This window comes from Lacinutrix sp. Bg11-31 (assembly GCF_002831665.1).
Lineage (GTDB): Bacteria > Bacteroidota > Bacteroidia > Flavobacteriales > Flavobacteriaceae > Lacinutrix.
Genome location: NZ_CP025118.1, coordinates 2,081,002 through 2,093,428, shown reverse-complemented (window position 1 = coordinate 2,093,428; position 12,427 = coordinate 2,081,002). Strand labels below are relative to the sequence as shown.

Annotated in this window: 11 protein-coding genes; 8 read left to right on the top strand and 3 right to left on the bottom strand. The window is 33.6% G+C overall.

The window, feature by feature from the left end:
* Window positions 1-15 precede the first annotated feature (15 nt).
* The 3 genes from CW733_RS09445 to CW733_RS09435 all read right to left on the bottom strand — a co-directional run bounded on the left by CW733_RS09445 (window position 16) and on the right by CW733_RS09435 (window position 6,322).
* A complete protein-coding gene (locus tag CW733_RS09445; RefSeq protein ID WP_100996950.1) occupies window positions 16-1,434 on the bottom strand; it encodes a SusD/RagB family nutrient-binding outer membrane lipoprotein in 1,419 nt (472 codons plus the stop codon).
* Window positions 1,435-1,446: 12 nt separating this feature from the next.
* A complete protein-coding gene (locus CW733_RS09440) occupies window positions 1,447-4,578 on the bottom strand; it encodes a SusC/RagA family TonB-linked outer membrane protein (protein WP_100996949.1) in 3,132 nt (1,043 codons plus the stop codon).
* 118 nt (window positions 4,579-4,696) lie between these two features.
* Window positions 4,697-6,322: a POTRA domain-containing protein gene (locus CW733_RS09435; protein ID WP_232730341.1), complete on the bottom strand. Its 1,626-nt coding sequence runs from the start codon at window positions 6,320-6,322 to the stop codon at window positions 4,697-4,699.
* A gap of 248 nt (window positions 6,323-6,570) precedes the next feature.
* Here CW733_RS09435 and rpsL point away from each other — a divergent pair, with 248 nt between their 5' ends.
* The 8 genes from rpsL to rplB all read left to right on the top strand — a co-directional run bounded on the left by rpsL (window position 6,571) and on the right by rplB (window position 12,425).
* The gene (gene rpsL / locus CW733_RS09430; protein WP_013869047.1) at window positions 6,571-6,945 is read left to right on the top strand and encodes a 30S ribosomal protein S12; all 375 of its coding nucleotides are present in this window, start codon (window positions 6,571-6,573) and stop codon (window positions 6,943-6,945) included.
* A gap of 23 nt (window positions 6,946-6,968) precedes the next feature.
* Window positions 6,969-7,445, top strand: coding sequence for a 30S ribosomal protein S7 (gene rpsG / locus CW733_RS09425; protein WP_055446734.1), 477 nt, complete (start codon window positions 6,969-6,971; stop codon window positions 7,443-7,445).
* A gap of 3 nt (window positions 7,446-7,448) precedes the next feature.
* Complete coding sequence (gene fusA, locus CW733_RS09420; protein WP_100996947.1) at window positions 7,449-9,575, top strand: elongation factor G; 2,127 nt, start codon at window positions 7,449-7,451, stop codon at window positions 9,573-9,575.
* Between the two features lie 12 nt (window positions 9,576-9,587).
* The gene (rpsJ, locus tag CW733_RS09415; RefSeq protein ID WP_007650482.1) at window positions 9,588-9,893 is read left to right on the top strand and encodes a 30S ribosomal protein S10; all 306 of its coding nucleotides are present in this window, start codon (window positions 9,588-9,590) and stop codon (window positions 9,891-9,893) included.
* A gap of 151 nt (window positions 9,894-10,044) precedes the next feature.
* Window positions 10,045-10,662, top strand: coding sequence for a 50S ribosomal protein L3 (gene rplC, locus CW733_RS09410; protein WP_055446732.1), 618 nt, complete (start codon window positions 10,045-10,047; stop codon window positions 10,660-10,662).
* Window positions 10,662-11,291, top strand: a complete 630-nt coding sequence (gene rplD, locus CW733_RS09405; RefSeq protein ID WP_100996946.1) for a 50S ribosomal protein L4 — start codon at window positions 10,662-10,664, stop codon at window positions 11,289-11,291. The genes rplC and rplD overlap by 1 nt, the downstream gene beginning before the upstream one ends.
* Window positions 11,292-11,298: 7 nt before the next feature.
* A complete protein-coding gene (gene rplW / locus CW733_RS09400) occupies window positions 11,299-11,589 on the top strand; it encodes a 50S ribosomal protein L23 (RefSeq protein ID WP_100996945.1) in 291 nt (96 codons plus the stop codon).
* Between the two features lie 11 nt (window positions 11,590-11,600).
* Window positions 11,601-12,425 carry a 50S ribosomal protein L2 gene (gene rplB, locus CW733_RS09395; protein WP_055435707.1) on the top strand — a complete coding sequence of 275 codons (825 nt, stop codon included), beginning with the start codon at window positions 11,601-11,603 and terminating at the stop codon, window positions 12,423-12,425.
* The last annotated feature ends 2 nt before the right edge of the window (window positions 12,426-12,427 follow it).

Below are 12,427 nucleotides of genomic sequence, written 5' to 3'. Positions count from 1 at the left end.
TTCTTTTTTTTAAAATTATTGCCAGAATAATGTAGAATCTAAAGCATCTCCATTATTTAATGTTGCTTTTGCAGCATTATAACTAGCTGCGTTTAAAGACGCTTCTGTCGTAGGATAATACAATCTAGTTGGAATAGATGGTAAGTCACCGTCAACAGCAGGTGTTAAAGCAGGGAATCCTGTTCTTCTCCATTCTGTCCAAGCTTCAAAACCTTGACCAAATAATGCAATCCATTCTTGAGTTGCAATTTTTGCTCTTGCATCAGTTTGACTACTAAAAGTAATCGCAGATGAATAAGCTCCAGCACCACCAATAGCGTTAAAGTCGAAACTAGCTGCTATTCCTTGATCCATAAAAGTTTTTGCAGCAACCATACCACCACTAATTTTTCCTTCATTAGCCGCTTCAGCCATTAAAAGGCTTAACTGCGAGTAAGATAACATTACTCCAGGTAATGTAGGGTCTAAGTACTTATCTCCTAATGGACTAATATTTCCATAAGTGTAACCTAAAGTTTCACTAGGTAAATTTAAATATCCTGCTGGTTTACCAACAATATCACCATCTGCATTTAATCCTGCATAAACTGATAATCTTGGATCACCTAAGCCCGTTAAAATATCTACTACAGCAGAAGAAATTTTATATTCTGGTCTATTACCAAAAACGATAGTTTCAAAAATTGGGTTAGCATCAGGATCTAAGTCTGTATACACTAATTGTGCATTATCCGCATTAGATGAAAACATCTGACCTTCATTTACTAAAGCTTGTAGTTCACTATTAGAACCATTGCTACGCATTAATGCTTTAAATTTTAATGAATTCCCTAATTTTTGCCATTTACTAGCATCTCCAGAATATAATAAATCTGAAGTTGCTACTATTTCACCAGTGTTAGCTGCTAATAAAGCATCTGCTTGGTCTAACATAGAAAGAATACCTGCATATACTTCTTCAGAAGTACTGTAAGCTGGTTGTTCTACTGCTTCGTTTAATGCTTCAGCAAATGGAATTGGACCATATAAATCTGTTAATATTTGAAATGAATTTGCTTGAATTATTAGAGAAACTGCTTGTAAATTTGAGTTTCCTTCTTCTCCAGCTAATTCATACATTGATTTAGCATCACTTAATACAGAAGCATATAATACGTTCCATATTCTATCTATAGAACCTCTTCTTGGAATATAACGAGCTTCATCATTATATTGAACTTTAGACCAGTGTTGAGCCCAACACTCTCCCATATCTCCACTTCCTTGTACGAGATACATTTCATTTTGATTAATTCTAATCAAATTACCTAATAATAAATGCGCAGGTATAACTGTAGCATTATTAGGGTCTGTATTTACTTCTTCAAAATCTTGATCACAGCTAAAAACAGCTAGTGATAAAAACATTAGAAGGATTAATTTTGTGTTTTTCATGTTATTTTTTTTTTAAAATGATAAGTTAACGTTAAATCCAATAGAACGAGCAGATGGTATTTGACCAAATTCTTGCCCTTGTTCTCCGTTACCACTACTGAAACCAGTCTCTGGATCAATATGTGGAACATTAGAATGTAGTATTGCTAAATTTCTACCTACTACTGCAAATTTAGCGTTAGAGATAAATGTTCCTTTAAGTAAACTTTGAGGTAAAGAATAACCAATTGATACAGATCTTAATTTAACATAAGATGCATCAAAAATTGCACTTTCTTCAACACCGTTACCAAAAGCATTTTGGTTAAATAATTTAGCAGTAGTTACAACGTTGTTTTGAACATAACCTCCAGAACCGTCTGACATTACACCATTACCAACAACACCAGTTTCTCTTCCTTCTAAAGTTTCTTCTAAAGTACCAGCATATCTACCCCAAGCGTAAGACATACTATGTACATCTCCTCCTATTTTGGCATCAACTAATGTATTTAATGTAAAACCTTTATATTGCATATTAAGACTTACACCACCAGTCCAGTCTGGAGCAATATCTCCTAAAACTTTATAAGTATCATCTATTTTAGGTAATCCATTCTCATATATTACTTGACCAGAGTCGTTTCTCTCGAAACCACGACCTACAAGAACACCATAAGGTTGTCCAGGTCTTGCTTCAAGTCTAACTCCCCATTGGCTACCTAAAATGTAAGAATCAAGTCCTCCTAAAGAAACTACTTCGTTTTTGTTTTTAGCCCAATTGAAATCAACACCTAATTTGAAATTGTCATTTTCAATAACTGTAGCTCCTAAAGATAACTCAATACCTTTATTCTCCATTTCACCTGCATTTTTCCATGCGCTTGTAACACCTGTTGAAGCAGATAACTGTATTGGTAATAATAAATCTGTACTTAACTGATTGTAGTAAGTAGCACTAAATTTAATTTTACTATTAAACATTCTAACATCTATACCAGCTTCATAACCAGTTACAGTCTCAGGAGTTAATGTATTACTAAATCTTGTGTTAGGTGTTGATGCTTGATTACCAAAAGCATTATTAGATAATCCGTAAGTTTGGTTTAAGTTGTATGGTCCTAATGCACCTGTACTACCAACTTTAGACCAACCACCTCTTAATTTAAGATAATCAATTTTAGCTCCATCCAATTCTACCATATCTGATACAATTGCAGATAAAGAAACTGAAGGATAAAAGAATGAATTGTTTGCTACAGGTAATACCGAAGCCCAATCATTTCTTCCTGAAAATTCTAAAAATAAATAATCATTATATCCTATAGAACCAAATCCGTAAACACTATTAATACGTCTTTCAGATGAATAGTTAGAATAAGTAGGTGTGGCACCTGTTAAAATGTTAGATAAATTATATAAACCAGGAAGCTCTAATCCAGGAGCACTACCAATTAAAGAAGAATAATTTCTTTTCATTCCATTAGTACCTGCATTAAGAGATAGTGTGAAGTCGTCAGATAAATCTGTATTATAAGATAATAACAGTTCTATGTTTGCTTCAGTATAATCTCTTTTTACCTCTGTGTAAGCTCCGTCTGGAGACTCATTTGATCCTTTTGCTTTAATAATACTTTCTGCTTGAGCATATTGATCTCTACTGTATTTTGCTGTAGCACTAAATTTGTCAGAGAAATCGTAAGTGAAATAAATGTTTCCTACATAACGATTTTTTGCAAATGTATTCCTATTGTTTTCTAAAATCCAATAAGGATTATTTTGGAAATTATGATTCCAGTTTAAAGGTGTTCCTGCAGCTGCAGTATTAGAAGGCGCTAAAGGGAAGTTTCTCCAATCTCTTAAATCAGAAAAATTCACTTGTCTAGCAGACCAGATAAATTGTTGCATTGGGTTTTCGTTGTTATAACCACCTGTTGGTAAGTTATCACTTTCAGAGTTAATATAACTCATAGACATACCTCCGTGAAATTTCTTTCCTAAATCCATTTTACCGTTAAATCCAAGATTTAATCTGTTTAATTCAGTAAAAGGCACCATTCCATCTTGTTCACTTTTTCCTAAAGAAAATCTCATTGATCCACCTTGACCACCTTTAGTAACACTAATACTATTACTTAAAGCTACTCCTGTATCGAAAAAGTCTTTAACGTTATCTGGGTTAGATACCCATGGTAATGCTTGTCCTCCATTTAATTGAGAGTTCCATTGAACAAATTCAAGTCCAACGTCTAAAGCAGGTCCCCAACTTTCATCAACACCATCACCAATTCCTCCACTAGCACCATCTACAAATTCAAAATAGTTTGTGTCTCCACCTTGACCATAAGAATTTTGGTAACTTGGAAGTTTTAGAGGGTTAGAAAAAGTTGCATTAGAGTTAATATTTACGCTAAATGAACCATCTTTATTACCTCCTGATTTAGTTGTAATAACAATTACACCATTAGCACCACGAACTCCATATAATGCAGCAGCATTAGGTCCTTTTAAAACCGAGATTGATTCAATGTCATCAGGATTAATGTCTGCAGCTCCATTAGGTAAATCTCTACCTCCACCAGAACCGGCAGAACTATAACTAGAATTGTCTAATGGTACACCATCAACAACAAATAGAGGTTGGTTGTTACCAGTAATAGTAGAGTTACCTCTTAATACTATTCTTGAAGAAGCACCTACACTACCAGAACTGTTAGTTACTTGAATACCTGCAGCTTTACCAGAAAGTGCATTTACTAAGTTTCCTTCTCTAGCTTCAGTAAGTCCATCACCTGATACTTTTTGAACAGAATAACCAATTGCTTTTTCAGCTTTCTTGATACCAAGGGCTGTAATTACAACTTCTTCAAGTTGATTTTCAAGCATTGTAAAACTGATTTTGTTATTAGCTCCAACAGTTTTTTCTTCATTGTTTCCAACAAAAGAGAATACTAATACATCTCCTGTATTTGCTGAAATTGAATAATTACCGTCAAAATCTGTTGTCGTACCATTACTTGTACCTTTAACAACAACATTTACTCCAGGTAAGGGTAAATTGTCTCCATCGGAGATTGTACCTGAAATTGTTTTCCCTTGTGCGAACGAGAGTTGCACAACAAACGCTAGTAATAGCGTTAAAATTCCACTAAACTTTGTTTTCATTTTATATTTTATTTGAATTAGTCTGTGTCAAAAATCATAATAAAAAGTTAATAAAACAATATTTAATGGTTAAAATTTCGTTTTTTTTTCAAAAAAGTTTTTTTTAAGTCTTGTTAAACTAAAATATAGAGACTAAACTGAGGTGTATTTTACTATTAGAAAATTGAAAACTTTGTGTTTCTGTTTTACCATTTGCAAAATTGAATTTTAATAACCCTGCTTTTGTTTTAATACCAAACCCTAATCCAAAACCATATAGATTTTCTTTAGTCTTAGATAATTTGTTTTCAAAATTAGAGAAATCTAATATTGTGTGCGCGTATATACTATTGCTTAATTTGTACCTGTATTCTGTATTTAGAATAATATAGCGACTTGCAAGTACGCTATTTTCTGTAAAACCTCTTATGGAGTTTATGCCGCCAAATCTGAAGAGTTCATTTTCAAAATAGGAATCCGAATTCAATAAGGCTCCATTTATTCTTGTAAAAAAACTATTTTTTAAGTTAAGTTGAAAACTATGGAATGCATCTATAGTTATTTTTTCTTGACCTTCATTATAAAGATCTGTTTTTCGTTTACCTAAACCTAATTCTAATTTTACTCTATTCTTTATTTGAAATAACGAATTTGAAACCCATCTGTTTTCAAAAATATATTTAAGATTGTAGAGATTACTTTTGTAGTCTGTTATTGGAGAATTGTTTTTATTTTCTAATAGGTTGCTAGATTCGGTACTTTCAATTCCTAAAAACACTCTGTTTTTTGAATTCAATTGATAAAATACGCTAGCTTTTTGATTTACGGATGTAAAGGAACTATCTCTTTTTAATATTTTTAATGAAATCTCTGTTCCAATTGGAGTTGAGAATAAATAAGGTAGGTTTAGTATTGCTTCGAAATTTTTTTGTTCGCTTTCATCACTTTTATAAAGTAGGTTGAAAGTTTCTCCATAATTTAGATTATTATTTAATTCTAAATCTATGTAACCATTAAAATCTAATTTATTTGTTTCTTCATTTGTGCTAAACCCTAAGAAGCCATCAAAAGTATTACTCTGCGATTTTTGAAGGTATATATATAAGGTAGTTGAGTCTTTTGTAAATAAAACTTCAGACTCTTTGGTTTGTTCCGCAAAGCGTAAATTATTTAGCGCAATCATTTTGTTCTTTATTGTTTCAATATTAAAAACTTTGTTAGGCTTAATTTTTAAATACCTTCTTAAATAAGATTTAGGAAATTTCTCATAGCCTTTAATGACTATTTTGTCTAAACTGCGCTTGTTTTCTTCTTTTTCAATGATTAGTTGTGCTACTAAGGTTTTCTTGTCTTTGATTTTAATTTCTGAAAGCTTGACCTTTGTAAATGGAAAGCCATTATTAGCGATTTTGATATTAATATGTTCAAGTGTTTCTTCTATATTATTAAAAGGGACTACAAAATAATTACTGGAGCTTTCTTTATAGACCGAACTTATTAAGCTTTTTTTTATTTTAGTTGAATCGTAATTTATCTCAATAGTTTCATATTTGTTTTTTAATTGAAATTTAATTTGAAAAGAACTGTCGTTATTTTTTTTTATTAATAAACGCTTGCTCTCAATATAGCCAGTTTTAATTATTTTCTCATGAAACGAATTTGCTTCATTAATAATTGAATTATAATCAAAGTGGTTTTGCTTATAGCCGAAATTTGTAATTATTGTAGTTTCTTTTTCATTTGAACCAGTGATTTTTAAACTCAAATTCTGAGCATTTAATTCCGAAGAAAAAAAACAGAGTATTAAAATAAGAAAGTAAGTATATTTGCACACGAATTCTATGTATTATTTATGATGTAAATTTAATGGAAAAACTATACATATAATATAGGCGTAAAGAAAAAAATAAAAAAGTATTGAAAATTAATCTTTTAGGGTTTGAAATTCAAAAATAAATTTCTACATTTGCATCCCTCTTAAAAGAGGTCAATTAAATTTACATATTAAGATATATGCCAACAATTTCACAATTAGTAAGAAAAGGAAGAGCCAAAATAACCAAGAAGAGTAAATCGGCTGCTTTAGATTCTTGTCCGCAAAGACGTGGTGTGTGTACTCGTGTTTATACAACGACACCTAAAAAACCTAACTCAGCAATGCGTAAGGTAGCAAGGGTTCGTTTAACAAACGGTAACGAGGTTAATGCATACATCGGTGGTGAAGGACATAATTTACAAGAGCACTCGATAGTATTGGTTAGAGGTGGAAGGGTAAAAGATTTACCAGGAGTTAGATATCACATTGTACGTGGAGCATTAGATACCGCAGGTGTTGATGGTCGTACGCAACGTAGATCTAAGTATGGTGCTAAACGCCCTAAGAAGTAATTTTAAAACTTTAAGAAGAAGACATGAGAAAAAGAGCAGCGAAAAAAAGACCGCTTTTGCCAGATCCTCGTTTTAACGATCAATTAGTGACTCGTTTTGTAAACATGATGATGTGGGATGGTAAGAAGTCAGTAGCTTTTAAAGTATTTTACGATGCAATAGATATCGTAGAGTCTAAAAAGACAGACGAAGAGAAAACAGGTTTAGAAATCTGGAAAGAAGCATTGTCTAACGTTATGCCTCACGTAGAAGTGCGTAGTCGTAGAGTTGGTGGAGCTACATTCCAAATTCCAAATCCTATACGTGCCGATCGTAAAGTTTCAACAGCAATGAAATGGTTAATTAGCTATTCTAGAAAAAGAAACGAAAAATCTATGGCGCAACGTTTAGCATCTGAGGTTTTAGCAGCAGCTAAAGAAGAAGGAGCAGCGGTTAAGAAAAGAGTAGATACTCATAAGATGGCTGAAGCAAACAAAGCATTCTCTCACTTTAGATTTTAAGAAATGGCAAGAGATTTAAGATTAACAAGAAACATAGGGATTGCGGCTCATATTGATGCTGGTAAAACAACAACGACAGAGCGTGTTCTTTATTATACAGGAGTTTCACATAAAATTGGTGAAGTGCATGATGGTGCTGCAACAATGGATTGGATGGAGCAAGAACAGGAACGTGGTATTACTATTACGTCTGCAGCTACAACTTGTGAATGGGTGTTTCCGAAGGAAAATGGTGAGCCAACAGCAGAAGCTCAAGGTTATCATTTTAATATTATTGATACACCAGGTCACGTAGATTTTACTGTAGAAGTAAATAGATCTTTACGTGTATTAGATGGTTTAGTGTTCTTATTTAGTGCAGTTGATGGTGTTGAGCCGCAATCAGAAACTAACTGGAGATTAGCAGACAACTATAAAGTGCCAAGAATTGGTTTCGTTAATAAAATGGACCGTCAAGGATCAGATTTTTTAGGTGTTTGTCAGCAAGTAAAAGATATGTTGAAGTCTAACGCGGTACCAATAGTTTTAAACATTGGTGACGAGGAAAACTTTAAAGGTATTATAGATTTAGTAAAAAATCGTGCTATAGTATGGCATGATGAAACTCAAGGGGCTACTTTCGATGTTATTGAAATTCCTGAAGAGTTAAAAGAAGAGTCTCGTAAGTATCGTGCGCTTTTAATTGAAGAAGTTGCAAGTTATGATGAGAATCTTTTAGAGAAATTTATGGAAGATGAAGATTCTATTACAGAAGAAGAAGTGCATGCTGCACTTAGAGCTGCTGTAATGGATATGGCTATTATTCCAATGATTTGTGGTTCTGCGTTTAAAAACAAAGGTGTTCAGTTTCTATTAGATGCTGTATGTCGTTATCTACCTTCTCCAATGGATAAGGAAGGTATTGTTGGAATTAATCCAGATACAGACGAGCAAGTTATACGTAAACCAAGTGTTAAGGAGCCTTTCGCTGCATTGGCATTTAAAATTGCTACAGATCCTTTCGTAGGGCGTTTAGCGTTTTTTAGAGCTTATTCAGGCCGTTTAGATGCTGGTTCTTATGTGTTAAATAATCGTTCTGGTAAAAAAGAACGTATCTCACGTATCTATCAAATGCATGCTAACAAGCAAAATGCAATTGATTATATAGAAGCTGGAGATATTGGAGCTGCTGTTGGATTTAAATCTATTAAAACAGGGGATACACTTTCAGATCAAGATCATCCTATCGTTTTAGAGTCTATGGACTTTCCAGATCCAGTAATTGGTATCGCGGTAGAGCCTAAAACTAAAGCAGATGTAGATAAATTAGGTATAGGCTTAGCTAAATTAGCTGAAGAAGATCCTACGTTTACTGTGCGTTCAGACGAAGCTTCAGGACAGACTATAATATCAGGTATGGGTGAACTTCACCTTGACGTTATTGTAGACCGTTTAAGACGTGAGTTTAATGTTGAAGTAAATCAAGGTCAACCTCAAGTTGAATATAAAGAGGCTATTACTCAGGCAGCAGATCATAGAGAAGTTTATAAAAAACAATCTGGTGGTCGTGGTAAATTCGCAGATATCGTGTTTACTGTAGAACCAGCTGACGAAGGTGTTGTAGGTCTTCAGTTTCAATCAGTTATTAAAGGTGGTAATGTTCCTAAAGAATTTATCCCTTCAATTGAAAAAGGGTTTAAGCAAGCAATGATTAACGGACCTTTAGCAGGTTTTGAAGTAGATGCAATGAAAGTTACTTTACGTGACGGTTCTTATCACGATGTGGATTCGGATCAATTATCTTTCGAATTAGCTGCTAAATTAGGATTTAAAAACTGTGCTAAAGCTGCAAAAGCTGTAATCATGGAACCTATAATGAAACTAGAAGTTATTACTCCTGAAGAAAACATGGGTGATATTGTAGGTGATTTAAATAGAAGAAGAGGTATGATGGAAGGTATGGGAGACCGTGCAGGCGCAAAAACAATAAAAGCTACAGTGCCGCTTTCTGAAATGTTTGGATATGTAACAACATTAAGAACATTATCTTCTGGTAGAGCAACGTCAACAATGGAATTTTCACACTATGCTCAAACACCTTCAAATGTATCTGAAGAAGTGATAAAAGCAGCTAAAGGAGAACAATCTTAAAAAGTTAAGAAAATGAGTCAAAAAATTAGAATAAAATTAAAGTCTTACGATCATAACTTAGTAGACAAGTCTGCTGATAAGATTGTAAAAACAGTAAAAAGTACAGGTGCTGTTGTAACTGGGCCAATTCCATTACCAACACACAAGAAAATTTTCACTGTATTACGTTCACCTCACGTTAACAAAAAGTCTAGAGAACAATTTCAATTAAGCTCTTATAAGAGATTATTAGATATTTACTCTTCATCTTCTAAAACTATTGATGCTCTAATGAAGTTAGAGTTACCAAGTGGTGTTGAAGTAGAAATCAAAGTTTAAGTTTAAGCTTTACATGTCCTAAGCTGCGCGCGAAGGAAAAACGGAAAAATACAATTCAAGGCTGAAACGTATTTTCGGCCTTGAGTTTTTTAAAAATAAGTAGAGTTGAAACATGTTTCAACAAAATAGTAATAATAAATAAATAATAATTATGTCTGGGTTAATTGGAAAAAAAATCGGTATGACCAGCATCTTCGATGAAAATGGTAAAAATATGCCATGTACAGTAATCGAAGCTGGACCATGTATCGTTACCCAAGTCAGAACTGAAGAAGTTGACGGCTATACAGCTATTCAACTAGGTTTCGATGACGCGACAGAAAAAAGTGCTACTAAAGCGGACTTAGGTCACGTGAAAAAAGCAGGAACTTCTGTAAAACGCAAAATCGTAGAATTTCAAGGTTTTGATGAGGAGTACAAATTAGGTGATGCAATAACTGTAGATCACTTTAAAGAAGGTGAATTTGTTGATGTTGCAGGAACATCAAAAGGTAAAGGATTTCAAGGTGTTGTAAAACGTCATGGTTTTGCTGGTGTGGGTCAAGCTACTCACGGTCAACATAACCGTTTAAGAGCGCCAGGATCTATTGGAGCTGCATCTTATCCAGCAAGAGTCTTCAAAGGAATGAAGATGGCAGGAAGAATGGGTGGAGACACTATAAAAGTTCAAAATTTAAGAGTTTTAAAAGTAGTTGCTGAAAAGAATCTACTTGTGGTTAAAGGATGTGTTCCTGGCCATAAAAACGCTTATGTAATTATTAGAAAATAATGAAAGTAGCAGTTTTAGATATAAACGGAAAAGAAACAGGTAGAAAGGCAGACCTTTCTAGCGATGTTTTTGCTATTGAGCCTAATAATCATGCAGTGTATTTGGATGTTAAACAATATTTAGCAAACCAAAGACAAGGTACTCACAAATCGAAAGAAAGAGCTGAGATTACTGGATCTACACGTAAGATTAAGAAGCAAAAAGGAACTGGTACAGCTCGTGCAGGTTCTATTAAGTCGGGTGTTTTTAGAGGAGGTGGACGTATGTTCGGACCAAGACCTAGAAGTTATTCAATCAAACTTAATAAAAACCTAAAACGATTAGCTCGTAAATCAGCTTTTAGTATTAAGGCAAGTGAGAAAGAAATTATTGTTTTAGAAGACTTTAATTTTGACTCTCCAAAGACTAAAAATTTCACTAATATTTTGAAAGCTTTAGACTTACAAAACAAAAAATCACTCTTTGTGTTGGGTGCTTCAAATAATAATGTATATTTGTCGTCACGCAATTTAAAAGGCTCTGATGTGGTACTAGCCTCAGAACTAAGTACTTATAAAATTCTAAAAGCAAGTAAAGTAGTGCTTTTAGAAGGAGCTTTAGAAGGAATTGTAACGAATTTAAGTAAATAAGAAACAAATGAATATCTTAATTAAACCTATTATCACAGAAAAAGCAACTGCAAACAGTGAATTAAACAACTGTTTTAGCTTCTTCGTGAATACAAAGGCGAACAAGGTAGAAATTAAAAAAGCAGTGGAAGCTGCTTATGGAGTTTCTGTTGAAAAAGTTCGTACTATAAATGTCCGTCCAGATAGAAGTACTAAGTTTACAAAAACTGGTATTCAACATGGTAAAACTAACGCAAAGAAAAAAGCGATAGTACAGCTGGCGGAAGGTGAGATAATTGATTTATACACTAACATGTAATTAAAAGACAAATGTCAGTAAGAAAATTAAAACCAATCACACCAGGACAGCGATTTAGAGTTGTAAATGGATTTGACGCCATTACAACTGATAAGCCGGAGAAAAGTTTATTAGCTCCGAAAAAACGTTCAGGTGGTAGAAACAGTCAAGGTCGTATGACTATGCGCTACAAAGGTGGTGGTCATAAGAAAAGGTATCGTATTATCGATTTTAAGAGAACTAAAGCGGGTATTCCTGCTGAAGTTGCTTCAATTCAATATGATCCTAACCGTACAGCGTTTATCGCATTATTAAATTACCAAGATGGTGAGAAGACCTATATCATTGCTCAAAATGGTTTACAAGTTGGACAAACTATTGTTTCAGGTGAAAATGTAGATCCAGAAATTGGAAATGCAATGCCTTTAGCGAATATTCCACTAGGTACAATTATTTCTTGTATAGAATTACGTCCAGGACAAGGAGCTGTTATGGCTCGTAGTGCTGGTGCTTTTGCTCAGTTAATGGCAAGAGATGGTAGATTTGCAACTGTAAAATTACCTTCAGGTGAAACAAGATTAATCTTGGTTACTTGTATGGCAACAATTGGAGTAGTGTCTAATTCAGATCACCAATTATTAGTTTCTGGTAAAGCAGGTAGATCTAGATGGTTAGGTAGAAGACCAAGAACTAGACCAGTTGTAATGAATCCAGTCGATCACCCAATGGGTGGTGGAGAAGGTAAATCTTCTGGAGGACATCCACGTTCAAGAAACGGTATACCTGCTAAAGGATTTAGAACTCGTTCTAAAACTAAAGCAAGTAATAAATATATAATCGAACGTAGAAAAAAATAAGA